At 43.0% G+C, this 26,260-nt stretch carries 14 protein-coding genes, 2 pseudogenes and 2 riboswitches; of the genes and pseudogenes, 12 read left to right on the top strand and 4 right to left on the bottom strand.

Going from position 1 to position 26,260, the window contains the following annotated elements; all coding sequences use genetic code 11:
• Positions 1 to 46 precede the first annotated feature (46 nt).
• The 6 genes from ACVCDT_RS04255 (at position 47) to ACVCDT_RS04230 (ending at position 7,549) form a co-directional block, all read left to right on the top strand.
• On the top strand, positions 47 to 2,914 hold the full coding sequence (locus ACVCDT_RS04255; protein ID WP_447131507.1) for an insulinase family protein: 2,868 nt from the start codon (positions 47 to 49) through the stop codon (positions 2,912 to 2,914).
• A 199-nt stretch (positions 2,915 to 3,113) separates the two neighbouring features.
• Positions 3,114 to 3,839, top strand: coding sequence for a 2OG-Fe(II) oxygenase (locus ACVCDT_RS04250; protein WP_447131506.1), 726 nt, complete (start codon positions 3,114 to 3,116; stop codon positions 3,837 to 3,839).
• A gap of 59 nt (positions 3,840 to 3,898) precedes the next feature.
• Positions 3,899 to 4,040, top strand: a riboswitch (cobalamin riboswitch).
• A gap of 145 nt (positions 4,041 to 4,185) precedes the next feature.
• Positions 4,186 to 5,019 carry an ABC transporter ATP-binding protein gene (locus tag ACVCDT_RS04245; protein ID WP_447131505.1) on the top strand — a complete coding sequence of 278 codons (834 nt, stop codon included), beginning with the start codon at positions 4,186 to 4,188 and terminating at the stop codon, positions 5,017 to 5,019.
• Positions 5,016 to 6,038 (top strand): FecCD family ABC transporter permease, encoded by a 1,023-nt coding sequence (locus tag ACVCDT_RS04240; RefSeq protein ID WP_447131504.1) that lies wholly within the window; start codon positions 5,016 to 5,018, stop codon positions 6,036 to 6,038. Before ACVCDT_RS04245 ends, ACVCDT_RS04240 begins: the two co-directional genes overlap by 4 nt.
• A gap of 33 nt (positions 6,039 to 6,071) precedes the next feature.
• The gene (cobO, locus tag ACVCDT_RS04235; protein WP_447131503.1) at positions 6,072 to 6,677 is read left to right on the top strand and encodes a cob(I)yrinic acid a,c-diamide adenosyltransferase; all 606 of its coding nucleotides are present in this window, start codon (positions 6,072 to 6,074) and stop codon (positions 6,675 to 6,677) included.
• Positions 6,678 to 6,703: 26 nt separating this feature from the next.
• The gene (locus ACVCDT_RS04230) at positions 6,704 to 7,549 is read left to right on the top strand and encodes a cobalamin-binding protein (RefSeq protein ID WP_447131676.1); all 846 of its coding nucleotides are present in this window, start codon (positions 6,704 to 6,706) and stop codon (positions 7,547 to 7,549) included.
• 115 nt (positions 7,550 to 7,664) lie between these two features.
• On the opposite strand, the gene ACVCDT_RS04225 is transcribed toward ACVCDT_RS04230, so the two are convergent.
• Entirely contained in the window at positions 7,665 to 13,793 is a 6,129-nt protein-coding gene (locus ACVCDT_RS04225) for a beta strand repeat-containing protein (protein ID WP_447131502.1), read from the bottom strand.
• Between the two features lie 321 nt (positions 13,794 to 14,114).
• On the opposite strand from ACVCDT_RS04225, the gene ACVCDT_RS04220 reads away from it, so the two are divergent.
• The 4 genes and pseudogenes from ACVCDT_RS04220 to ACVCDT_RS04205 all read left to right on the top strand — a co-directional run.
• Positions 14,115 to 16,334 carry a dehydrogenase E1 component subunit alpha/beta gene (locus tag ACVCDT_RS04220; protein ID WP_447131501.1) on the top strand — a complete coding sequence of 740 codons (2,220 nt, stop codon included), beginning with the start codon at positions 14,115 to 14,117 and terminating at the stop codon, positions 16,332 to 16,334.
• A gap of 108 nt (positions 16,335 to 16,442) precedes the next feature.
• A complete protein-coding gene (locus ACVCDT_RS04215; protein ID WP_447131675.1) occupies positions 16,443 to 16,949 on the top strand; it encodes a DUF3087 domain-containing protein in 507 nt (168 codons plus the stop codon).
• 99 nt (positions 16,950 to 17,048) lie between these two features.
• A pseudogene (locus ACVCDT_RS04210) lies at positions 17,049 to 17,261 on the top strand (hypothetical protein); the annotation flags it as partial.
• A gap of 2 nt (positions 17,262 to 17,263) precedes the next feature.
• Positions 17,264 to 17,491, top strand: a pseudogene (locus tag ACVCDT_RS04205) (sugar-binding domain-containing protein); the annotation flags it as partial.
• Positions 17,492 to 17,556: 65 nt separating this feature from the next.
• Here ACVCDT_RS04205 and ACVCDT_RS04200 read toward each other — a convergent pair.
• Together ACVCDT_RS04200 and ACVCDT_RS04195 are read right to left on the bottom strand one after the other, a co-directional pair.
• Complete coding sequence (locus ACVCDT_RS04200; RefSeq protein WP_447131500.1) at positions 17,557 to 18,516, bottom strand: carbohydrate kinase family protein; 960 nt, start codon at positions 18,514 to 18,516, stop codon at positions 17,557 to 17,559.
• Between the two features lie 340 nt (positions 18,517 to 18,856).
• Positions 18,857 to 19,726 (bottom strand): pirin family protein, encoded by an 870-nt coding sequence (locus ACVCDT_RS04195; RefSeq protein ID WP_447131499.1) that lies wholly within the window; start codon positions 19,724 to 19,726, stop codon positions 18,857 to 18,859.
• A gap of 203 nt (positions 19,727 to 19,929) precedes the next feature.
• A riboswitch (cobalamin riboswitch) is annotated at positions 19,930 to 20,105 on the top strand.
• Between the two features lie 149 nt (positions 20,106 to 20,254).
• Here ACVCDT_RS04195 and ACVCDT_RS04190 point away from each other — a divergent pair.
• Together ACVCDT_RS04190 and ACVCDT_RS04185 are read left to right on the top strand one after the other, a co-directional pair.
• A complete protein-coding gene (locus ACVCDT_RS04190; protein WP_447131498.1) occupies positions 20,255 to 22,135 on the top strand; it encodes a TonB-dependent receptor plug domain-containing protein in 1,881 nt (626 codons plus the stop codon).
• Between the two features lie 155 nt (positions 22,136 to 22,290).
• Positions 22,291 to 23,721, top strand: a complete 1,431-nt coding sequence (locus tag ACVCDT_RS04185) for a TonB-dependent receptor (RefSeq protein ID WP_447131497.1) — start codon at positions 22,291 to 22,293, stop codon at positions 23,719 to 23,721.
• 93 nt (positions 23,722 to 23,814) lie between these two features.
• Here the strand turns inward: ACVCDT_RS04185 and ACVCDT_RS04180 are convergent, their stop codons facing one another.
• A complete protein-coding gene (locus ACVCDT_RS04180; protein WP_447131674.1) occupies positions 23,815 to 26,202 on the bottom strand; it encodes a zinc-dependent metalloprotease in 2,388 nt (795 codons plus the stop codon).
• Positions 26,203 to 26,260: the final 58 nt, after the last annotated feature.

The raw sequence follows: 26,260 nt of genomic DNA, 5'->3' as shown, positions 1-26,260 counted from the left end.
ACTGTTGGTTTTTATTTTTGCTGTACCTAACCTACGGATAATATTTATGTCTATTACACGTTCTGTAAGCGCTTTAACCTTAATGCTGACGCTAGTCGCTTGCCAACAAACTAGCCTCACGCAAAAAGTGGTTGAGGGGAAACCCAAGGTTCCTATTATCAGTGAAAACGATGATAGAGATTACGCCAGTTTACAATTGCCAAATGGACTAGAGATTTTGTTAGTGTCTGATCCTAGTGCTGAAAAATCTGCAGCCTCGTTAAGTGTAGGTGTAGGTGCACTGCAAGATCCAAACACTCAAGCAGGCATGGCACATTATTTCGAGCACATGTTATTTTTAGGTACAGAAAAGTATCCAGACACTGCAGAATACGGCAACTTCATGTCGAACAATGGTGGGGCATCTAATGCTTATACATGGCTTGAAATTACTAATTATATGTTTCAAATTAATAATGATGCCTATGACGAAGCACTAGATCGTTTCTCAGACTTTTTTAAATCACCTAAGCTTTATGCTGAATATACCGAAAAAGAAAAAAACGCGGTAAATGCCGAGTGGTCTATGCGCCGCGAAATGGACTTTTTTGGTCGCTTTAGTCTTGCCCGAGAATTATTTGGCGAGCATCCGTCTAACCGTTTTTTAATTGGTAACCTAGAAACCCTAGCCAACAATGACGGCACAAATCTGCACGAAGAAACGGTCAAGTTTTACAACCAACATTATTCAGCAAACAAAATGAAATTGGCCTTGTTAAGCAATTTGCCAATCGACACCATGCGAGCCTTGGCCACTAAGCACTTTGCAGCCATTAAAAATAAAAATGTTGAAGAGTATCAAGTCACTACCCCTATTTCTGCCGACAAACGCGGTGGTAAAAACATTTATTACGTGCCAAACGAAGACGTAAAACAAGTTATTTTAGACTTTACCATTACCGATAACTCAGCGGATTATTTAGTTAAACCTAATCGTATAGTGTCTTATTTAATTGGTTCAGAAATGGTAGGCACGCCTGCATACCTACTAAAACAACAAGGTTTAATTTCTAGCTTAAGCGCCAGCGCTACGCCTAATATGTATGGTAACTACGGTACTTTGTCGGTCGACATTGAGTTAACCGACAGAGGCATGCAGCACCGCGATGAAGTTGTGAAAACCGTCATGCAATATATTCAGCTAATTAAACAGCAAGGGGTAGATAAAAAGTACTTTACCGAAATTAAAACTATGCTGGCCAATAGGTTTAGATTTTTAGAAAAAGGTGGAGCTTTTGGTTATGTATCGACTTTAGCGGCCAATATGCAGGAATACCCTATACAAGACGTAATTGCTGCCCCTTATAGATTTGAGAAGTTTGATGAACAAGCTATCAATAAGGTATTGGCACAATTAAACAGTAACAATCTAAAAGTCTGGTTCATCAGTAAAGCTGAAAAAGCCGATCAGGGCTTGCACTTTTACGATGGTCGCTACCGTCTTGAAGACTTTAATCAAGAGCAGGTTGCAACCTGGGAACAACTTAACCCTATGTTAAAAATGCCTAAGGTAAATACCTTATTGCCAGAAAACTTCAACATTCATGAAAATCCAGCTATGGAATTGCCTAACCTAACTTACGACAGCCCAGCTGTGAAAATTTGGCATTACCCAAGTCAACTATTTAAAACTCAGCCTAAAGGTGTAATGCGCGTGTATTTTAATAATCAGGCTAGGCTGCATTCTGTTAAAGCCCAAGTGTTACAAAGCCTATGGGTAGATTTATTTAATGTGGCAGAAAGTGAACTACTCACAGAAGCGTCAGTTGCTGGCATGAACCTAAGTTTATCTGATAAAAATGGTATGGAGTTATCCCTTGGCGGTTTTACCGATAAACAAATGCAGCTATTAAATAAAGGCCTAGCCGCAATGCAAATCCAAGTTACAGATTTAGCCTTTCAGCAGGCAGTAGATAGATTTGTACGTGGTACAGCAAACAGTGAAAAACGCTTTCCTTACTCGCAGTTATTTTCAAATTTAAATAAAGTCATTTCGCAATTTGGTAGCAAAAACGCTGAATTAATAGAAGTGGCTAATGCTCTTACAGCAGAGGATCTGCGTCAATTTATTCAGCACAGCATGCAAACTAACCAAGTACGTGTTTTTGCCTTTGGCAATTATAGTCAAGCCGATCTAGCTTACGTGGCAGATAAAATCACTAAGGTGTTACCAGACAATCATCAAGTTAGTGCTTATACCCAGTCGCCTTTATGGAAGCCTTTGGCTAACACTCGTTTAGCTTGGCAGAAGGATATTCCAGTAGCCGACAATGCGCTACTAGACATTTCTATGCATAGCGAGCCATCTGTAGCTAATCGTGCTATCGCCAAAATCATAGGTCAGCACATAGGTACTAAAGCCTTTGATAAATTACGTACCGAAGAGCAACTCGCCTATGCCGTAGGTGCTTTTGCTTTTGATATTCGTGATTATTCAGGACTGGCTATGTATATCCAAGCACCTAGCTTAGATTTACCCGCTACTCAACAACGATTTGATGAGTTTAAAAAGCAATACCTTGCCGATTTAGCCAGCTTCACTGAGCAAGAATTTAATCAACTAAGAGATAGTTTATTAATTTCTCTTAAAGAGCAGCCTAAAAATCTAACCGAAGAAATGAGTGAATTTATTTCTGATTGGTATAAAGAAAACTGGCAATTTGATAGTAAAACCCAATTAATTAACGCGGTTGAAAATGCCCAATTTAATGACTTTAAACGCTACTATCAGCAAACTATTGCTAATGCTGAAGCCCCTAGAATAAGAATTCAATTACGTGGAACTACCTTTAGAGACGTAGATTTTGATACTTATCCGCGGGAGCAAGTGGTATCAGATTTAAATAGCTTTCACAAAACTATGCCTGTGCAATAAATCTAAAATTAGCGCCTAAAAACAGGCAAGCTAAGATTAAACAGCCGAGTCTCTTTTGAGCTCGGCTTTTTTTATTGTCGGTAATTATCATGTAGATTTAGATTTATTGTTCTTAGCTATTTCAATTGCCGAGCTGGATTGTTTATGATGGTCTTGATGCAATGGCAAAGTGGTTGTCATTTTAGTTTTAGGAAAATCTATGTCTGCAAAAATTGCCATTAACCCTATTCACGATCCCAGCGCCCTTGCAGCCCAACTTCAAACCCATAAGCGTATTCAGGTAGCTAATTTTTTTACTCAAGAAAGCGCCGAATATTTGCATCATCTTTTAATGACCAACACAGATTGGAATTTGGCCTACAACCAAGCAAATAACTTTTACGAAAGTCCTTTAAGTGAATTTCATGCTTTGCCACCCCAAAAAAAGCAGCAGTTTATGCATAATATTTATGCTCGTGCCCGTAGCCAGTTTCAGTATGTGTTTATTCAATATTATATCACTCAAGCCATTCAGCTAAACGAACAACCTGGGCATCCTATGCATGCCATGCATGATTTTATGAACCAACCCGATACCCTTGAGTTTATGCGTGAGCTAACAGGCGACCGCACTGTAGCTAAGGCCGATAGTTATGCCTCTTGTTACTCACCAGGGCATTTTTTAACTCAACACGACGACCGCCACGATAAGCACGACCGTGTAGCCGCTTACGTGTTTAGCATGACCAAAGATTGGGATGTAAATTGGGGCGGGCATTTAGCTTTTTACGACCAACAAGGCAATATTGAACAAGCCTTTATGCCCACTTTTAACACCTTAAATTTGTTTTTAGTGCCACAACAACATGGAGTTCAGCATGTTGCCCCTTATGCAGGAAAAGGACGCACCAGCTACTTAGGTTGGTTACAGCGCGAGACGCAATAATCTATTGTAAGTTACCTATACCAAATAACACTCGTACTGAATGCAGCAAGTTGGTATATTTCTGCTGCAATCATTAAGGTTTTGTGGCACTTAGTTAAGTGACATAAATGCAAATGGGAATTTGGTGAAAATCCAAAACTGTACCCGCAACTGTAAGCGTACTCACGCAAGTCAGATACCAGCCTTAAATCGCCCAAGGGCGTAACAACAAACAAATGTCGTGCGGGAACACACGGATAACATTTTCTCTGGCCAGTATTTTAGGCTGTCAATGTTGCTACTTTCCGCTTTTTTTAAGTCAGACTAAAGCCTGATTTTGATCATAAACAGTTGAGTCAAAGCGTGTATGCCTAAGCCAGCAAACTTAATTGCCAAGCAGGTTAATTTAACTTTAGGACAGCAACAAGTGTTAGCCGATGTGTCGCTAAATGTTGTTGCTGGCCAAGTGTTAGGGGTGTTAGGTCCTAATGGGGCGGGCAAAACCAGTCTACTTAAAATGTTATCTGGACAAATAAAAAGCCAAGGCAAAATCAGCTGGCAATCCCGCCTATTAGACGACTACGAACCTATGGCCTTAGCTCGCCAGGTAGCAGTGGTAAATCAACTCAACGAACAGGTCTTTGCCCTTAACTTACAACAAATTGTAAGCATGGGTTTGTTGCCACATAAGTCTCTATTAAGCCGCGAAGATCACAAAGATCGGCAACGCGTTGCTCAAGCATTAGCTGTGGTAGGGTTAGCAGATAAAGCCCAGCAGTCTTTTGCTTCGTTGTCGGGCGGTGAGCAACAACGAGGGTTAATAGCCCGAGGGTTGGTGCAACAAGCCAAACTTTTTGTATTAGACGAACCGGTTAATCACTTAGATGTGTATTACCAGCATCAAGTTATGAATTTACTGCAATCATTAGCTCACCAACTTAAGCTTGCTGTGGTGATCAGTTTGCACGACCTTAATTTAGCTGCCCATTATTGCGATCAATTGTGCTTACTAGATAAAGGCAAAGTTGCAGCAGTGGGTACACCTGCACAAGTGCTAACAACCCAACGCCTAGAACAAGTGTTTAATTTGCCTTGCCAAGTACAAAAGGCCACAAGTCAAAATTCTCTTAGGATTGAGTTTTTCCCACCTGAACAGGTAGCTTTTGATCTTATGGCAACCCAACAGGCAGATTCAGTATGAATAAAAAGTGGGGCTTGCTCTGCCTCTTTGCTCTTTGTTCGCCTATAGCAGCGCTGTTTTTTGGTGCGGCAGATATTGCACAGCAGCAATTAGTACAATGTATGTTACTGCAATGCCAAGATCCCATTGAGCAAATGATATTTTGGGAAATTCGCGCACCCAGAGTTTTTGTTGGCTTTTTAGTTGGCGCCGGACTAGCAGTGGCGGGGGCAACACTACAAAATATTACCCGCAATGGGTTGGCCGACCCCTATTTATTTGGCGTGGTATCGGGTGCAGGCTTAGGGGCAAGTATTGCAACTTTATTGTTTGACAGTAGTCGCTCACAAGATTTCACTTGGTTAAAGGCATATGCAGATTTTTCTTTTACCTTGGCGTTACCTATAGCGGCATTTTTAGGTGCCTTATTTGCCGTATTGTTTGTACAAATATTGGCGCGTAAAACCTTTGGCAACCGCACGGAGCATATGTTACTGGCGGGGGTAGCCGTGTCTTTTATGTTAAGTGCGTTAAGTCACTTCATTTTATTTATTGGTGATCCCTTTGCCGCCAACAAAGTGGTGTTTTGGTTAATGGGCAGTTTAGCCAGAGTAGAAGCTTGGTATGCCTGGGTAATGTTGCCTGTAGTGCTGCTAAGTGTGGCTATGTTGCTACTATATCACCGACATATAGATGCCCTGCTGCTTGGCGACGACAATGCCAAAACCTTAGGGGTGCAAGTGCATAAAATTCGCTTTTTAAGCCTGGCCATTTGCGCCGCGCTAACCGCTTGTATAGTAGCCTATTGTGGTGGAATAGGTTTTGTGGGTTTGATGATCCCACATTTAGTCCGTAATTGGCTTGGGGTGACCAGTAAAGTGGTGATTATTGGTTCGGTTTTATTAGGCGGCTGTTTTATTGTATGGGTTGATGTTTTGGCCAGAGTCGCCCTGCCCGACCAAGAAATTCCCATAGGCATTATTACCGCTGCCATTGGTAGCGTATTTTTTCTTTTGGCTATGCGGCAAAAGTCCAGCTAAGCCCAATGCATGCTCAACAAATAGGTAAATAACATGACAGATATCAATTCAGACAAAGCCAAACACAAGGCTCGCATGCAAGCACAAAAAGCCAAAGTAGATGCACAAATTGCTGCTGCCACCCAAGACAAAGGCTTGTTATTGGTGATTACGGGTAACGGCAAAGGTAAATCTACCTCGGGATTTGGCACAGTCGCCCGTGCTGTAGGCCATGGCCTTAAGGCAGCGGTAGTACAATTTGTAAAAGGGGGATGGGAATGTGGTGAGCGTAATTTATTAGAAAAAAATGGCGTGAGCTTTCATGTTATGGGCACCGGTTTTACCTGGGAAACCCAAGATAAAGACACCGATATTCAAGCTGCACAAGCCGCTTGGCAACACAGCAAAAGCCTACTACAAGATCCCAGCATAGACTTAGTGCTGTTAGACGAAATTACCTATATGTTAAGTTTTAAATATCTAGAGCTAGATGAAGTGCTTGAGGCCTTAGCCTCTCGCCCTAAAGATCAACATGTGGTGATCAGTGGCCGAGCCTGTCACAGAGCCATAATAGAGATGGCCGACACCGTAAGTGAAGTACGCTCTATTAAACATGCCTTTGATAATGGCATTCAAGCGCAAAAAGGGGTGGATTGGTGATACGTTTATACTGGGTTGTTATAGCCTTGGGGTTATTCACAGCCTCAGCTGGGTCGTGGGCCGAAGACAGTATTCAGAATAAACAACAAAGGCGCATCATTGCCTTAGCCCCGCATTTAGTGGAGTCACTTTTTGCCATAGGGGCTGGGCAACAAATTATTGCTACTACTGCACATGCAGATTACCCAAGTGCGGCCAAGCAAATTCCGGTAGTAGGCAATTATGCACGCTTACAAATTGAAAAAATTTTGCAACTACAACCAGACCTAATCATTGCGTGGAAAACCGGCAACCCTATAGATGACTTAGCTCGTTTAGAGCAATACCAGTTAAATGTGGTGTATACCCACCCTCAAACTTTAGCTGATGTGGCAGAAGAATTATTATTACTGGGTGAGGTCACTGGACGCAGTCAAACAGCCCAAGCCTTAGCCGAGCAATATTTACACAGATTAAACCAGCTTAAACATAGCTATGCACAACAAGCTAAAGTGTCGGTATTTTATGAGTTATGGTCGCGGCCTATTCGTACTGTGGCGAACCAAGCTTGGCCGCAGCAGCAATTAGCATTATGTGGTGCGCAAAACCCCTTCGCCCATGCTCAAGATGACTATCCTAGTGTGGGCTTAGAACAAGTGTTAGCCAGTTTACCGCAAGTGGTGATCCAGCCCAGTCAAAGCACCAGTGGTGATCCCGACCGATTAAATTGGCAACAATGGCCACATATTCCTGCGGCCAAACATGGTTTTATTTTTCATCCAAATGCAGACAAAGTGCACCGTATGAGCCCGCGCATGTTAGATGAAGTAGAAAAGATGTGCGCTCAAATTCATTTAGCACGGTTGTTTTATTTAAACCAACTTACTCGCTAATGAATCGACTATAAAAGAGTCTATGATTTTAAAATTAAGAATAATAATTATTAACTGAAGTTAATTAAAACCAGAGTTGCCAAGCCATATTGGCTTGGCAAACCTATAGCCTAGTTTAATTTTTCAAACGACGGCGTAAACCTATAAACAATAATGACAGCCCAAGTAGTAACCAGGTCTGAGGTTCATCAACGTTAATCGCTTTGCTATTTTGAGATGGTAAACTAGCAACTGGTGTTAGATTAATATTACTAAAGTCAGGTGTCGCTCCATTAAACTCAAGTACTGAGGCACTGCTACCAGCATCTGAAGATGTAAAGAATGAAACAGTACTGGTAAGTACAGAAATGAAGTCGTCGAGTAAGTCCTCAGTAGAAAAGGAAAAGAAGTCACTAAACTCAAAGCCACTTAGTACGTCAGAAAGGCTTGGAGGGGTAGCAAAAGCAGATTCGAATAATAGCTCTACTGCACCGCCTGTCACGCTAAATCCGCCACTTACGTCATACTTATCAACAATTATCGTTCCGTCTGCTAATTCTTGAATTTCCAGTTGTAATATCCCGCCTTCACTTAGGCTCAAATCGCCATCTATATATAATGTTCCTGGAGAAAAACCTGGGTTGACAATGCCACCGTCTTCTACAAAAACTGAACCTAATATGGTTCCACCTCCGGCAAGTATGCCGCCGTTAGCAACAGTTAATTGGCCGCTATTGTTATTTTCAGGATTATAAACTAGCTCGATTAAACTTGAATCGGCGAGCGAAAGTGTACCTTCACTGATTAACGCCTCTTCAAATTGCGCAGTGCCTTCAAAGGTAATAAAACCCGCACCTAATTTTTCGAATTTTTCAATATTACTGATTTGAGTGCCACTAACAACATTGACCTCACCTTCACCAACATCGGCTCGAAAAGTATCAAAGCCTTGCCCGCCATCTATCGTACCTACAACAACAGCGGCACCTTCATGGGTAATAATGTCATCACCCGCGCCTAAATTGACATTGCCCATAATTACCCCAGCATTGTTAACTGTGTCATTAAATAGGCCGGCATTTATATCGGCAGCATCAACATTTTCGGCACTAACAAGATTGATTGCATTGCCTACCCCATCAACGTCAGTATCACCGATAATTTGGCCATCACTAAAGTTGTTTATAGTAACTTGGCTTTCGCTATTAATTGCACTGCCAACCGAGGCAATAACTCCATGGTTATCAACGACTACGTCGTTCACATTCGCGCCTATACTAATTCCTGCAACATTCTCTGCAGGAATAAAACCGTTGTTAGCCAGAGGACCGTTACCTAAGGCTTCTATTCTGCCGCTGTTGTTAATATAACTGGAAACGTTATCAACCGGATTGGTGCTATTTGAAACTTGAACGCGAATGCCACCATCTTGACCTTCTATAACACCTTCGTTAGTAATGACATGGTTGAGTTCTGAAACCAAAATACCATTACGGTGGCCATAAATTTCACCAGACGATTGGTTAACGACTGTAAAATTCACCGCATTTTGATCGACTGAGTCACCCGAACGAAGAAAGGATACTATGCCATCAGCGCCATTTGATGCATTACTACCACTACCACCAGTTATGGTACCCGAATTTACAACTGAGCCGCCGTTATATAAACGTAGTCCGTCATTAGTTTGACTGGTGATGCTTCCCATATTTTCAACTTCAGCAAAACCATTATTGCCAACAACAGCCACGTCAACAGCCTTTATCACTCCGCTAAGATCATTATTAACCGATCCGCCTTCGCGCATGTAAATAGCAACATTGCTGGCATCAATAGTAGCTGAATTGTATACATTACCGTTATTACCCAAAAAGATACCGGTTTGTGCTTCTATATAACCGCCATTTTGGTTACTCACTTCCCCGTATTGCTCTAGCGATACCCCAACATCCAGGCCTGAAATCTGCCCGCCGTCGTTGTTGATGTGACCACCAGAGGCCACAACACCATTACCTGACGTGCCACTGATTGTGCCTATGTTGTAAATATCGCCACCGTTTTCCAGCAATACCCCATTGTTATTACCTGTAATGCTGGCTGAGTTATTCACTGTGCCGCCATTGACTAGCCGAACGCCTGTATCACCCGTGATTTCGCCACCGTTTTGGTTACTCACGTCCCCGTATTGGTCTAACGATACCCCGGCATCCTGACCGGATATCTGTCCACCGTCGTTATTGATGTTTGTATAACCACCAAGCGCCACAACACCATTACCTAAAGTGCCACTGATGGTGCCTGTGTTGTAAATATCACCGCCATTATCCAGCGATACCCCATGGGTATTACCTGTAATAGTCGCTTCGTTATTCACTGAGCCGCCGTTATCTAACTGAATGCCGGTATCACCGGTGATTTGGCCACCAATGTGGTTAGCCACGTAGCCGCCTTGGTTCAGCGACACCCCCTCGGTCAGACCTGAAATCACACCGTCGTTATTTATGTAGGTATAATTTAATGCCACAACACCTCTGTTTTCGCTGCTGTTTATGGTGCCTGTGTTAAAAATATCGCCACCATTGGCCACTACCCCTGCATCTCGGCTTTGAATTTGCCCGTCATTCAATAGCTCACCGCCATTGTCTAAGTTAACGCCTGTGCCATTGCTGCTGGTTAATACCCCGTCAACGAAATTGTGTACGCGGCCACCGTTATTCAACACCAATGCCGCATCGCCGATGTCTGTGCCGGCATTAATTTGACCTGAGTTTAATACTTCACCACCATTTTGAAGTTGCACGCCGTTACCATTAGTACCACTGATAACGCCACCGAATTCATTAAAAACTTGACCACCTTGGTATAGCACCACACCACTCCATTGGCCTGATATCGTGCCACTATTTGACACTACGCCGCCTGCAGCCGAATACACACCCGCACTATCGATACCGCTAATAGTGCCTGAGTTGTGAACATCACCGCCGTTACCCAGCCATACCCCATGGCGATCACCTGTAATGGTTGCTGAGTTATACACTGTGCCGCCATTAGTCAGGCCAACGCCGTAATAGCCGGTGATTTGGCCACCATTTTGGTTACTCACTTCCCCGTATTGGCTTAGCGATACCCCGGCATCCTGACCGGATATCTGTCCGCCGTCGTTATTGATGTTCGTGTTACCACCAAGCGCCACAACACCATTACCTGACGTGCCACTGATGGTGCCTGTGTTGTAAATATCACCGCCGTTGTCCAGCGATACTCCATGGGTATTACCTGCAATAGTCGCTGCATTATTCACTGAGCCGCCGTTATCTAACTGAATGCCGGTATTACCGGTGATTTGGCCACCATTTTGGTTAGTTACATGCCCGCCTTGGTTCAGCGACACACCCTCGGTCAGACCTGATATCACCCCACCATCGTTATTTATGTTGGTGTCACTTAATGCCACAACACCTCTGTTTGCGCTGCTGTTGATGGTGCCGGTGTTATAAATATCGCCACCATTGGCCACTACCCCTGCATCCAAGCTTTGAATTAGCCCGTTGTTCAGTAGCTCACCGCCATTGTCTAAGTTAACGCCTGTGCCATTGCTGCTGGTTAATACCCCGTCAACAAAGTTGTGCGCGCGGCCACCGTTATTCAACACCAGTGCCGCATCTGAAGTGCCACTGATTGTGCCTGAGTTGAGAATATCACCGCCGTTATCCAGCGATACCCCACGGTTATTACCTGTAATTGTTGCTAAGTTATGCACTAGGCCGCCATTGACTAGCCGAACGCCTGTATCACCCGTGATTTCGCCACCGTTTTGGTTACTCACGTCCCCATATTGGTCTAACAACACCCCGGCATCCTGACCGGATATCTGTCCGCCGTCATTGTTGATCTTCGTGTAACCACCAAGCGCCACAACACCATTACCTAAAGTGCCACCAATTGTGCCTGTGTTGTATATATCGCCGCCATTATCCAGCGATACCCCATGGTTGTTACCTGCAATGGTTGCTGAGTTAATCACTGAGCCACCGTTATCTAACTGAATGCCGGTATCACCGGTTATTTGGCCATCGTTTTGGTTAGTTACATGCCCGCCTTGGTTCAGTGACACACCCTCGGTCAGACCTGATATCACCCCACCGTCGTTATTTATGTTGCCATTAATTAATGCCACAACACCTCTGTTTTCGCTGCTGTTTATAGTGCCGGTGTTAAAAATATCGCCACCATTGGCCACTACCCCTGCATCTCGGCTTTCAATTAGCCCGTTATTCAATAGCTCACCGCCATTGTATAAGTTAACGCCTGCGCCATTGCTGCTGGTTAATACCCCGTCAACGAAATTGTGTACGCGGCCACCGTTATTCAACACCAATGCCACATCGCCGAAGTCTGTGCCGGCATTGATGTGACCTGAGTTTAATACTTCACCACCATTTTGAAGTTGCACGCCATTACCACTAGTGCCACTGATGACGCCACCGATTTCATTAAAAACTTGACCACCTTGGTGTAGCACCACACCACCCCATTGGCCTGATATCGCGCCACTATTTGACACTACGCCGCCTGCAGCCGAATACACACCCGCACTATCGATACCGCTAATAGTGCCTGAGTTGATAACATCACCGCCGTTATTAAGCCATACCCCATGGCGCTCACCTGTAATGCTCGCTGAGTTATGCACTGTGCCGCCATTAGTCAGGCCAACGCCGTAATAGCCGGTGATTTGGCCACCATTTTGATTACTCACTTCCCCATATTGCTCTAGTGATACCCCGGCATCCTGACCGGATATCTGTCCACCGTCGTTATTGATGTTTGTATAACCACCAAGCGCCACAACACCATTACCTAAAGTGCCACTGATGGTGCCTGTGTTGTAAATATCACCGCCATTATCCAGCGATACCCCATGGGTATTACCTGTAATAGTCGCTGAGTTATTCACTGAGCCGCCGTTATCTAACTGAATGCCGGTATCACCGGTGATTTGGCCACCAATGTGGTTAGTCACGTAGCCGCCTTGGTTCAGCGACACCCCCTCGGTCAGACCTGAAATCACACCGTCGTTATTTATGTAGGTATAATTTAATGCCACAACACCTCTGTTTTCGCTACTGTTTATGGTGCCGGTGTTAAAAATATCGCCACCATTGGCCACTACCCCTGCATCTCGGCTTTGAATTAGCCCGTCATTCAATAGCTCACCGCCATTGTCTAAGTTAACGCCTGTGCCATTGCTGCTGGTTAATACCCCGTCAACAAAGTTGTGCGCGCGGCCACCGTTATTCAACACCAATGCCACATCGCCGAAGTCTGTGCCGGCATTGATGTGACCTGAGTTTAATACTTCACCACCATTTTGAAGTTGCACGCCGTTACCACTAGTGCCACTGATGACGCCACCGATTTCATTAAAAACTTGACCATCTTGGTATAGCACCACACCACCCCATTGGCCTGATATCGCGCCACTATTTGACACTACGCCGCCTGCAGTCGAATACACACCCGCACTATCGATACCGCTAATTGTGCCTGAGTTGTTAACATCACCGCCATTATTCAGCCATACCCCATGGCGATCACCTGTAATGGTTGCTGAGTTATGCACTGTGCCGCCATTATTCAGGCCAACGCCGTAATAGCCCGTAATCTGGCCACCATTTTGGTTAGTGACTTCCCCGAATTGGTTTAACGATATCCCAGCATCCTGACCTGAAATCTGTCCACCGTCGTTGTTGACTTCTGTATACCCATCAAAGGACACAACACCATTATATACAGAGCCACTGATTGTGCCTGTGTTGTAAATATCACCGCCGTTATCCAGCGATATCCCAAAGCTATTACCTGTAATGGTCGCTGCGTTATTCACTGAGCCACCATTTGCTATGTGAACGCCTTCACCGTGAGAAGCACTGATTAATCCGCTCGGAAGGTTATAGAGCACGCCGCCTTGATTCATGTTGAGGCCATAAAAGAGCCCCTCAATAGAACCAGCATTATTAACGTTTGCTATAGTCACTAGGTTAATCGCAGTTTCACCTTGAACGGTTGCATCTGCCAAAACTTCAACTTGAACATTATTTTGAATGATCTCAATACCGTTTGCGTCTAAGCCGGTACAAGTTACTACGCCGCCTTCAACTTGTTGAGTAGACTCAGGTGAACATGCTGACCAAGCAGATTGCATAAAGGTAAAAGGTAAAGCACATAACAAACCACTACGCACAATAGATAGACAAGACATAAATAACCTCTTTTTTAGAATCAAAAAATATTTATAGGTTTAGAACACCACATCAAGCAAAAATCAATCCAAAAACAAATAACAAAATAAAAACAATAACTTAACATTAAATCAAGTGAATTTTAAAATGTAACATGTAAAAAAAACCGACAACAAAATCCAAAAAACTTACAGAGTAATTTACCTCTGCTATTTCAAGCAATTATTCATATTTAACATTGAACAGGACTTTTTTTTCTGTCATGTTAAACATTAACATTCTATTCACAATTAGACGGCCTGTACTGTTGTTAAGTACAAGAATTAAGGCGCAATCACAGTATGCAAGATCGAAATCTCAAGGTTAAACAGCAAATCATTCAAGCTATCGAGTCCGATAGTTTACCTAAAGTTAATTCCACTTATTCTTTGGCTGATGTGGGCCTAGATAAGTCTCAATTGATTGACTTGTTTGAAACTCAAGTAATGAGTCGGCATTTAGATTTGCAGTCGCGGGTGATGCAAAAACAAGGGCAAAGCTTTTACACCATTGGCAGTGCAGGGCATGAAGGCAATGCAGCCTGTGCTGCGGCATTTAGGCCAGACGACATGGCGTTTCTACATTATCGCAGCGGTGCCTTTATGATCCAAAGGGCCAAACAAGTGCCTGGGCAAACCCCTTTGTACGATATGTTGCTGAGTTTTGCCGCATCCTCTGAAGATCCAATTTCTGGTGGCCGACACAAAGTGTTAGGCAGTAAGTCGTTATTTATTCCACCACAAACCAGCACTATAGCGTCGCATTTACCTAAGGCAGTGGGTGCAGCATTTGGTATTAGTTTGTCGCGTAAAGTAGAAGTCGACAACCTATTGAAAAAAGACAGTGTAGTGCTGTGTAATTTTGGCGATGCCTCGTCAAATCATTCAACTGCCCAAGGCGCTATCAATGCTGCTGCTTGGGCGGCCTATCAGTCTGTGCCTATTCCTTTAGTCTTTATATGTGAAGACAATGGCATAGGCATTTCTACCGCCACGCCGAAAGGCTGGGTGCAAGCCAATTTTGAGCATAGAGCTGGCTTACATTATATGCAGTGTGATGGCTTAGACTTACTTGATACTTACCATAAAACTCAACAAGCGGTAGACATTGCGCGTAAACAACGCAAGCCAGTATTTTTACATATGCGTACTGTTCGGCTTTTGGGCCATGCCGGCTCAGACTCAGAATTTACCTATCGAAGCCAAGCTTATATTGAAGCCACTGAAGCACAAGATCCTTTGTTATTTAGCGCGGCTTTGTTGTTAAAACACCAATGTTTAGCCCCTCAAGCCATTATTGATTTATATCAAGACATTGAACAAAAAGTTGCCGATATCGCCAGTGAAGTAGTGACCAAACCTAAACTCACTAGTGCAGAGCAAATTAAACAAAGCATTATTCCGCCTCCCTTAAACAAAAACAAACCCGCCTTACTCACAGACCAACAAAGAGACGTTTTGTTTAAGCACGAAAAACACAACCTGAGCAAAAAACAACACTTAGCCAAGCTGCTTAATTGGGCCATGTTAGATTTAATGGCCGAACAGAAAAATATTGTGATGTGTGGAGAAGACATAGGCAAAAAAGGCGGGGTATATAATGTCACTAGCAAGTTAGAAGAAAAGTTTGGTCCACAAAGAGTGATTAATACCTTACTCGATGAACAATCGATTTTAGGTATGGCTATTGGCTTAGCTCATAACGGATTTTTACCTATCCCAGAAATTCAATTTTTGGCCTACGTACATAACGCTGAAGATCAAATTCGTGGTGAAGCAGCCACCTTGCCCTTCTTCTCTAATGGCCAATTTAGCAACCCTATGGTGATTAGAATTGCAGGTTTAGCTTATCAACGAGGCTTTGGCGGACATTTTCATAACGATAATTCTTTTGCGGTATTTAGAGATATACCAGGGATAATTATTGCTTGCCCTTCAAATGGCGCAGATGCAGTAGAGATGCTCAGAGAGTCGGTGCGCTTAGCCCAAGAAGAACAAAGAGTGGTGATATTTATTGAACCTATAGCCTTATATATGAAAAAAGATCTACATCAAGAAGGCGATGCCTTATGGTCTTTTGATTATGTTGAACCTAGCCAAGCTAAACCAATTAGAGTGGGGCATTTGGCCAAGTATGGTAAAGGGCAAGACATCTGCATCATCAGCTATGGCAATGGTTATTATTTAAGTCGCCAGGCCGAAAAAATTCTGTCTGACAATGACATTAACGCCACTGTCATTGATTTAAGATGGTTAGCCCCTTTAGACGAAAAAGCCATAGTGCAGGCCATTGGCAAAATTAAAAATGTGCTGATAGTCGATGAATGCCGTAAAACAGGCTCAATTAGTGAAGCTATATTCACTTTATTAAATGAGCACGACCAAGCCATTAAATCACGCAAAGTTGAACGCATTACTGCCCATGACAGTTTTATTCCGCTAGGCACGGCCAGTTACCAAGTGCTGCCCTCGTGCGAACAGATTGTTGAGCAGGTTAAAACTATGCTGGCAAAAGCACCGTAAAACTATAAATACTGGGCTTGCTCTACCCAAGCCCAGATATATTCATGGGCCTACTGCCCATGTTAATATGTGCGAAATCATTTATTCCCGCATTTAACATGAGGCATGATGCAACTCATTAAGATCAACAAAACGCGCTACAGACGACACCTTAACTGGGTTATTGCTGGCTGTATTGCGGCCTTAGTGTTAGGCAGTTTAACAATTTCACAAACACTTATTGCCCTATTTCCACACGAAAGTGGCAGCCACTTCTACTGGAATTTGACTGGCGTTTTAGTAACAAGTTTGGGCATTGCATGGGGCTTAAATAAATTCCGAGCCCACCCATTTATGACCGAAGTTGTATACGTGTGGGAATTAAAACAAGAGTTAAACAAAATCCATCGCAAAATGCCTAAAATAAAAGCCGCCGCCCAACAAGGCAATCTAGACGCATTAGTGGTCCTGCAATTTAGTTATGCTGGTTCGCGCTTATTGTGGCAACTCGATGACAACACTATAGTTATGGACGAATTAGCTATTGCCCAAGCAGAGCTGGATGCACTTGCCGCTCAGTATCAAGTTGATATTAATGCCAATAACTATCACCCAGACTGCCTAAATCGATGGTAAATTATTCTACCCAGCCAATATTAGTTAAATGCCACCTCGAGCATTTGCTTGATGGTGCTTGAACCACCACTGCTTATTTTGTCAGGTAATGCAAAAGAAAACGCATTAATTGATAACGGAATTACCGATTATGCTACAGCCGAAATTGGCATTCAGTTGAGTTACAGCGAAGCACTAGATCACGGCATTATTCGTGCCTTTAACGTAGCTGGGCATATTGCTACTTCTAGTTTTGGCGAAGCTTTTCAAGAAGGCCCTGGGTTTAATTTTCGTATTCAAGGTACCTTAGAATTTGACGCTGGATTTAAAGTTGAGGGGAAATTATTAGTTGGGTGTATGACAGAGACGGTAATTTAGTGGATTGTGCAGTGAATGACAGAGTGGCAAGTACCCCGCTTAAAATCAACTCAGATAAACCAGTTATCGCCATTGCTGCAGGACAAGAAAAAGTCACTGCCATTTTAGGTGCACTAAGATAAAAAATGATTAACGGTTTGATCACTAATGAATATACGGCTGAAGCCATACTTAGCTTAGATTAAATCAACCAACCTATGCTTAAAACCTAAAACAAAGGGGAGCCATGCTCCCCTTTTTTGTGCTCGTGTTATTGATTCAATTCAAATTCTATCGCATTGACCTCAGCCAAAGTTGGCAAGGCCGACATTGCGCCAATCTTAGAACAAACCAATCCACTGACTTTTCCAGCAAAGGCGACAAAATCGGCAAATTGATCTTGATAAAAACTATCATCTTTTGCTGTGTTAGCCAGTTGAAATAAAATAGCCCCAATAAATGAGTCGCCCGCGCCTGTGGTATCTACTACCTTAATTTTATAAGCTGGAACTATGCGTTGTTGACCATTTTGCGAAATTAAACAACCATCGCCACCTAAAGTGACCAATACCACTTTGACCCCAAGATCATGGAAGTACTGACAACCTTGATGCATATCTTCAGAGCCAGATAATAAGGTTAACTCTTCATCACTGACTTTAACTATGTCAGCAAGTTTAAAATAAGTTTCGCAGGCCGCTTTAAATTGTGCTTCACGCCCTTGCCATAAGCCAATTCTAAAGTTGGGATCAAAACATATCACCCCACCTTTTTGTTTGGCCGCCACAGCAAGCTTATAATAACTTTCAGTTAAGTCGCCACCTAACAAAGCCGTCGCAGAGCCTAAGTGTAAAATAGCATCTGTGGTCAAGGCATCTACTCTGCTGTCGTCTATCGCTAAAGCTTGATCAGCGCCGCGGTTAAAATCAAATTCTCTGTCGCCATTTTCATCTAAAGACACAAAGGCAAAAGTTGTGGACATAGGTAAAGTGGCGACATATTGAGTATCAACTTGGTAAGCTTTAACTTCGTCAATTAAAAACTCGCCAAAAGGGTCTTGGCCTACCGCTGCCACTAACTTGGCATCGCCACCTAGCTTGCCTACACAGGCCGCAACGTTTGCTGGTGCCCCACCCGACTTTTTGAGGTAATTTTCCCCATGTACTAATCCTTTATTTGTATCAGTACAAACAAAGTCAATTAACATTTCACCTACACAAACCACTTTCATCAATTTATTCCGTTTTAAATTTAGCCTGTTAATTACCTGCAATTCACCGCAGAGCATGCAGCAATTCTTGGCATGTTAGCTTAGCTCAAATACTAACAAGTTTTAGGGCAGAAACGAATGCAAATATGCTTATAAAACAACATCCATTTTAGCGCTTTGCTGCCTTATTTAGCCTAGCACTAGGGAGTGAAAGGGATAGGGCCTAACAGATATTTACGCAATATATTATGCCTAATAGTCAGGTTGGCCCAAAGGGCGTATTTACCGGTAAAAATACAGGAAAAAAACCAAGCTTAGCGCCGCTTTTAAGCAGGCGTTAACAACTCACCTACCCTAGTGTTTAGTTGCCATCAATGCGGGCAAATCGCCCTTGTTGAAAATCTTCAAAGGCTTGAATAATTTCAGCTTGAGTATTCATGACAAAAGGCCCGTGCCCAACTACTGGCTCATCAATTGGCTGACCATTTAGGATCAAAACTAAGCTAGGCTGATGCGCCTGTATGTTTACTTTAGTTTGTTCTCTAGAAAGCATGGCCATCTGCCCTGCGTTAATAGGGGCCGATTGGTTAATACTCACTTCGCCTTCTAGCACCACTATCGCTGCGGTCCAGTCTTCAGGCAAATCTAGTTCTGTTTGCGCATTTGCAAACAAACGCATATCCCACACATTCATTAGACTAAAGGTATTGGCTGGCCCTCTAACTGAGTTATATTCGCCAGCTATAAGTCGCAATGTACCGGCATCATTGGGCAAATCTAACTGCGGAAAATCGGCACTTTTAAGCGCCTGGTAATTAGGCGCAGTGAGTTTATTTTTGGCCGGCAAATTTACCCACAGCTGCACCATTTGCATATTGCCACCTTGACGACTGAACTCCGGCGAATGAAACTCTTCGTGCATTATGCCTGCACCTGCGGTCATCCACTGTACATCCCCTTGTTTTATAATGCCGCCTTTGCCAGTGGAGTCGCGATGGGATACTTCACCTTGATAAACAATAGTCACGGTTTCAAAGCCTCGATGTGGGTGCTCACCTACCCCTCTTTTGCGTCCGTCACCAACAAATTCAGAAGTTTCGGCATAGTCGAGCAATAAAAAGGGGCTATATTGCTGAACATCTTGCTGGTATGAAAACAACGAACGTACCCAAAAACCGTTGCCTACCCAATGTTTTTCTGGCGGCTGCACTATTGCTAACACATCTTTCATTAGACCCTTCCTGTTCGTTGTTGTTAAGCTCGTTTTACTCGCTTTTTTTCAATTTAGAGCGAGGTTTTAGCGCACTTAGCTTAACCACCTGGCTTGTTGGTTAAATATGGCACAATTGAGCTAATTTCAATCACTTAATGCTAAGTTGAAAAGCATAAGGCATAGCAAATTGAACATTGACATCTATACCCACAAAACGTACTGTTTTTGCCGCTATTCTAGGTGCCTGTCGATTAATACCTTTTGATCTGGACAGGGTAAACGGGAAGTGTGGTGAGCCTAACTATTGGTAAGTTAAGAGCAATTCCACCGCTGCCCCCGCAACGGTAAAACGTAAAAATACGTTTAGCCCGACACCGGCCTAAGTCATAGCTTATGTACGAATGGAGCGGCGGGCTTCATTAGAATGTTTCACTGGTTAAATTTGGCTAAAATATCTCACTCAAGATTTGCCGATATTTTTCCAGCTATCCCATTTCTATCCCCCACTCTCAATCGTGAAACCTACAAGATTGAGGATTAACCTAAATGAAACCCAGTATTTTAGCAGCCCTGATAACTGCCATTTTTTCCACCAATTCAGTGAAAGCACAAACCCCAGTCAACCCTAGTGAAGACAGTCAAATAGAAGTTTTACAGGTGGTGTCGAGCCGAGTCGCCACTCCCTTACGTGAAGTGGCTATCTCTGTCACTCTAGTTAGCCAAGATGATATAAACGCGCGGGGCTATGCCAATTTAACTGATGTATTGAAAACTCAGGTCGCGATTAATGCCAACAACAGTGGTGGCCTTGGCTCTCCTACGGCATTAAGAGTGCGTGGCGAAGAAGGCTACCGTACTTTAGTTAGAATAGATGGAGTGGATATTTCAGACCCAACAGGGCCACAAGTTTCGCCACCATTAGCACATTTACAAAGCGCCAATATTAGTCGAGTTGAAATTTTACGAGGCTCACAAGGTTTAGCTTATGGTGCTGATGCTGGAGGGGTAATAAATATTTATAGTGGCAGTGCAAGCCAAGAGCTAGGGGGTCAAATAACCGGAGAATGGGGCCGTTACCATAGCCAAAATTTATCAGCTAATATTGGCGCTACCCACCAGAAATTTGATTATTTTATTGCGGCTTCAGATTATTCCACAGACGGATTTAATGCCCGCCTAGACGATACAGATGCTGACAAGGATGGTTATCAAAATACCACTATCCACAGCCGTTTTGGTTGGCAATATAATGATGATCTAGCCCTAGGCTTAGTGCTAAGAAACAATTCAGGCTTAGGCCAATTTGACAATTGTGGCTTTGGCGCCAGTGCCAGCAATCAATGTGAAACCGATTTTAATCAGTCTAATCTGCGCGCCGATCTAACTTACACAACAACAGATTCAGAGCACCAATTTGCCTACAGCAAAACCCTAATTGAACGAGAAAACTTTAACCAAGGCTTAGCCGAATTTTCAACCAAAGGTGCACTGCAACGTTTTGAATATATTGGTCATACTCAGTTTAATTCAATCAGCCGCTTAATTTATGGGATTGACTGGGAAAAAGAACAAATCACCTCAGAAAATCAAAGCCGTACCAGTACAGGCTACTACCTAGAATATCAAGCCGAGCCAGTAGACAACTTATTTGTCACGGCTGGGTTACGCCATGATGACAACCAAGATTTTGGCCAGCACAAAAGCCTGAGAATAAGCGCCGCTTATATTTGGCAGCTAGCAGACAAACAAGTAAAACTTAGGTCGGCTTATGGCACAGGGTTTCGCGCCCCCAGTTTGTTTGAAATTGAATACAACCGCGGCCCATACGCTTTTGCCCCAGCGACCAATTCACAGTTAAAAGAAGAAAATACTCAAGGCTATGAAGTGGCCCTTGAATACCAAAGCCAACAAGGTTCACGCTTTGAGTTAGTGTATTTTGATCAAAACATAGAAGACAGTATCTACTTTGATTTATCTGGGTATTCGGGATATTTGCAAGATGCCGGGCAATCTAGCTCTGAAGGCATTGAAGTAATTGGCAGCATTAAACTTAATCTAGCCTTAAGTCTTCATGCTAACTACACTTACAACCAAACTAAAGACACAGCCGGACAACAACGCCTAAGGCGCCCTAAGCAGATTGCTAATTTGGGCTTTGATTATCGAGCCGACAAACTCACCTTAGTTGCCAATCTTAGAGTTGTTCGCGACTTTACCGACTTAGTGATGGATCCCAGCACTTTTATGAGCGTGGTTACCCCGCAAGATAACTATCATTTAATCGATTTAAGCGCGAGATACCAAATAAACCAACAACTCACTGCCTTTGCTCGCATTGAAAATTTATTTGATAAGCAATATCAAGACTTAGCTACGTTTAATACTGCAGGAGAAGCGCCACATATTGGCATTACTTACCAATTTTAATTGTAGAAGCATCGGAGTTTTAACTTTTTGTTAACTATTTCATTATATTATTCAATGAATTAGTCAGGCTTATTGGTAAATTTAGATTTATTGAAGTGAGGAAAAAAGGCTACAATACGGGTATTCACCTATTTGCTGCTTTCTATGGAGAAATCATGGATAAAAAAATCGAGAACCGCCAAAGCGTCAGTTCGCGTACTACCAGTCAAAAAGCGCTTCGTATTAATTTAGATGAGAAAAAATACGGCACTATAGTAGAAATTGGTGCTGGCCAAGAAGTTGCCAGACAATTTTTCTTAGCCGGCGCAGCAGCAGGTACTATAGCTAAAACCATGTCGGCTTATGATATGAAGTTTTCCGATGCCATTTATGGGGTCCAAGAAGACGGCCGTTATGTGAGTAAAGCGCGCGTAAAAGCCATGATGGAACAAGAGTTCGATTTGGTATTAGATCGAGTGGGCAATGTACGCTCAAAATCTTCTCGTTATTTTAGCTATGCTGCCACAGTAGCGGCCAAAAGCTTTAACCGAAATAACGAATGCCATGCTTGGTGCGGTGTAAGAGTACAAATGTACCCAGGGGCTAAGCCTTCAACCATCACAGTTCATGTGCGCATGTTTGATGATAATGCAGAAGCGCAACAACAAGCTTTAGGGGTGTTAGGGGTTAACTTAATTTATGCGGCTTATTATTATTTTGAGAATCCTAAGCAAATCATAGACTCGTTAACCGACGGCATGAAAGCCAATAGAATTGAAATTGATTCTATTGATTTTGAAGGGCCATATTTTGAAGATGCCGACAATAGAGTTAAAAATATCCACCTCATTCGTAGTTGGAAAACACGCGCCATCATGTTTAAACCCGATGGCACAGTAGCTGTACCTGCAGAAATGCTCTACAAAAAGAATGTGATGACCATTCGTGGCTCGTTTAGGCCAGTGACTAAATTGAATGTAGACATGATTGAACAAGGTCAGCATTCGTTTTCAGCCTTACCTGGGGTTGATCCTAGCAATACTGTTGCCATTGCCGAGATTTCCTTAAACGATGCCAAAGGTCATGATGCCAAGGTACCTGAAAGCGACATAGTGGCCAGAGTGCAATTGTTAAACTCTTTGGGTTATAACGTTATGGTGTCAGATTACACGCGTTATTTCTCTTTGCGTGCCTATTTCCGCCAATTTACTAAAATGCAAATAGGCATAGTAGTAGGCATGGCAAACATCAGACAAATTTTTGATGAAAACTTTTACCGCGGGGTAGAAGGAGGAATATTAGAAGGTTTTGGTAAGTTATTTCCAGATAACACCCGTTTGTTTATTTATCCAGAAATGGATGAAGAAGGCAATATCAGTGAGTTCACCGATGTAAAAGTGCCTGATCACTTGCGCTTTTTATATCGTCATTTATTGGAAAATGGCTTTTTACACGGCATTGAGTGTAGTGATCCTAAGTTATTCAATATTTACTCGCGCGAAGTGCTTAAACAGTTGTCTACTGGCCAGCAAGGTTGGCAAGAAAGTCTGCCCGAAGGCATAGCTGATGAAATCATTAAAAATAGATTTTTTGGTTATCGCGGATAAGCGCCTAAGGTCAAAATAGACAAAAATTAGGTTTTAAAAAAAAGGGTGAATACCTAAGGTATTCACCCTTTTTGTTATGTGCTTTGGGTGAGTTTAAATGGGCGAGCCTGGAGGCAAGGCTTTAACTTGAAATAAGTCTTGCCACTGACCAGTACGCCAGTATTGCTCTAACATTTTGGCCATAATGAGGTTATGTGGCTCGCGCTTTTTGTTTTTAAGCCATTTATGTAGATCCATTAATTGTAATTCGATTTGGGCTCTGACTTCTGGACCCAAATTGTGTTGTTGTGAGGCTCTAACCACTTGATCAAGCACTAGGTAATTAATTCTTTGACTGAGTTGCGGATAAGTTTTGTTAGTGCCACTTTGAATGGTGCGTTTAAATAAGCTATTTAACAGCTCTGGGAGTTGAATGCCTTTTGCTGGCGTACCACTCTGGTAGGCCACACGATTGAGTCTTTCTGCTTTAAGAAGCAATCCTAAACTAAAGCCTGCAGCCGCTTCTGCGGCACTCACAGGATCAAAAGTTAAACCTGTGCGGCCTTTAAAACTTTCACGGTTACGACTCTCTCCATAGGCTTTAGGGGTGATAAGCGCGACTAATTCATCAGGTAAATGTAAAAACTCCGGGCTTAGGGTAGTGAACAATGCTTCTAAAGCTTGTTGCTGTTTGTCTCGGCTAACCGCCACCACCCCTTTTGCTGGAGAATGATCACCTTTTAATTCGTATTGATAATCTACCCCGCCAATTAATTTGGCCACGGCTTCTACTTGGTATCTATGTAACAAATAAATAGGCGCTAAGGTTTCTTCAAGAGAAGAAAGTGAGGCCCCAGTTTTTAAGGTTTTTAAACCAAAGTTTGCTAACGCCAGGCGGCGTACTTGAGATAAGCGCACTAATTCAGCCACAGGATCTGAGCCGTTATCCCATAAATGCCCTTGGGCATTGGCTGCCGCTGCAGGCCGGGCATCAGGATCCGACTGATAAGCGAGTTGGTTGGCACGTGCTTGCTGAGTTAATTGTGCTAACCCTTGTTGTTCTTGCTGGCTATTGGCATAAGTTTGGTAACCATAGGCAATCACGTATTTATCCCATTTTCCTATGCCCACTGCGTAAGCCTTATCTAACTGTACTTTGCCTTGCTCTACTGTGACATAAGGATGGGGATAGTCCATCACCGAAGCTCGATCATCTTCACTGGCAGCAAAATTATGCGCTATGCCTAAAGTGTGGCCTACTTCGTGGGCAGAAAGCTGCCTAATACGCGCAAGCGCCATGTCTTTTTGAATTTGAGTATCGACCTTGCTGTCATCACTGGCATTTTCACTAAAAGGGCTAGTTAGGCCTAAAGCAATTAAATAATCTTGTCTTACCCTTAAAGATCCTAAAGTAACGTGGCCTTTAATGATTTCGCCGGTTCGGGGATCGATGACAGACGAGCCATAAGACCAGCCTCGGGTAGCACGATGCACCCATTGAATCACGTTGTAACGCACATCCATAGGATCTGCATCGGCCGGCAATATTTTTACTTGGAAAGCATTTTTATAACCAATGGCTGAAAACGCTTGATCCCACCATAATGCCCCATCTTTTAAAGCGCTTTTAACCGGCTCTGGAATGCCAGGATCTAGGTAATACACTATTGGCTCAACGGCTTGACTAGAAGGCGCTAAAGGATTTTGTTTGTGCAAACGATGCCTTGGAATAAACTGAGTATGCATGCTCTCTTCAATAGGCACTGAGTAATCTTGATAACCTAAAGCCCAATATCCTGAATAAGGTGAAAAGCGTCTAGGCTGATAACCAGGCTCTGGCAATTTAATAAAAGAATGATGTAAGTGCACAGTTAAACTAAGGGGATCGGGCGCCACTTGTTTCACATATTGCCCCGGAGACGAGCCTCCAAAAGTGACTATGGCTTCTAGTTCAGTATTGTTCACAAAAGCTTTACTGCGAGGTAAATACACGGCACTGCGATTATCATCAATTTGATAACTGCCTTGTTTGGTGGCCGACAATCTTTGTGAAATTTGATGAATATCACTTAACAAAAACTTAGTGTAATCAATCAATACTGCTTGTTGATCGGCCGCGACAATAGTAAAACCGGCAATTACAGAGTCGGCAAATGCTTGATCTATGCTGTCTTGTTCAGCTTGGTTTTCTGAGGTGGCACGGTACTGAGTATTTAACTGTTTTAATAAGACTTTGTTACCAAAGCGCGAAAATTCTACTAATCGGGTTGCCCCTAATTGCCCTCTATCTAAGCCAATATCGTTAGAGCCAATCCCTTGGGGTAAGCTACTTTGGAACAAAAACTGCTGTTCGAACTTATCTACTTGCAAGTAAATTTTGTCTTGCTGGGGATCATAATAAAAGTCAATAAACCCCGATTTGTGCTGCATGTTTTGGGTAAATTTAGCCACACTGGGATATTGAGGCGGATCAGATGCCCATACTTGAAAACAAAACACCATTAAACCAAAAAACACGCTGCGCATTTAACTCACTCCTATAGTCTTATTATTGCATCAA

Source organism: Paraglaciecola aestuariivivens (genome assembly GCF_052983255.1).
This window is presented reverse-complemented; position numbering and strand designations above follow the sequence as displayed.

Excerpts from the sequence above, each read along its gene's own strand:
- ACVCDT_RS04255 (WP_447131507.1), top strand. The coding sequence starts at position 47 with ATGTCTATTACACGTTCTGTAAGCGCTTTAACCTTAATGCTGACGCTA.
- ACVCDT_RS04250 (WP_447131506.1), top strand. The coding sequence starts at position 3,114 with ATGTCTGCAAAAATTGCCATTAACCCTATTCACGATCCCAGCGCCCTT.
- ACVCDT_RS04245 (WP_447131505.1), top strand. The coding sequence starts at position 4,186 with ATGCCTAAGCCAGCAAACTTAATTGCCAAGCAGGTTAATTTAACTTTA.
- ACVCDT_RS04240 (WP_447131504.1), top strand. The coding sequence starts at position 5,016 with ATGAATAAAAAGTGGGGCTTGCTCTGCCTCTTTGCTCTTTGTTCGCCT.
- cobO (WP_447131503.1), top strand. The coding sequence starts at position 6,072 with ATGACAGATATCAATTCAGACAAAGCCAAACACAAGGCTCGCATGCAA.
- ACVCDT_RS04225 (WP_447131502.1), bottom strand. The coding sequence starts at position 13,793 with ATGTCTTGTCTATCTATTGTGCGTAGTGGTTTGTTATGTGCTTTACCT.
- ACVCDT_RS04220 (WP_447131501.1), top strand. The coding sequence starts at position 14,115 with ATGCAAGATCGAAATCTCAAGGTTAAACAGCAAATCATTCAAGCTATC.
- ACVCDT_RS04215 (WP_447131675.1), top strand. The coding sequence starts at position 16,443 with ATGCAACTCATTAAGATCAACAAAACGCGCTACAGACGACACCTTAAC.
- ACVCDT_RS04200 (WP_447131500.1), bottom strand. The coding sequence starts at position 18,516 with ATGAAAGTGGTTTGTGTAGGTGAAATGTTAATTGACTTTGTTTGTACT.
- ACVCDT_RS04195 (WP_447131499.1), bottom strand. The coding sequence starts at position 19,726 with ATGAAAGATGTGTTAGCAATAGTGCAGCCGCCAGAAAAACATTGGGTA.
- ACVCDT_RS04190 (WP_447131498.1), top strand. The coding sequence starts at position 20,255 with ATGAAACCCAGTATTTTAGCAGCCCTGATAACTGCCATTTTTTCCACC.
- ACVCDT_RS04185 (WP_447131497.1), top strand. The coding sequence starts at position 22,291 with ATGGATAAAAAAATCGAGAACCGCCAAAGCGTCAGTTCGCGTACTACC.
- ACVCDT_RS04180 (WP_447131674.1), bottom strand. The coding sequence starts at position 26,202 with ATGGTGTTTTGTTTTCAAGTATGGGCATCTGATCCGCCTCAATATCCC.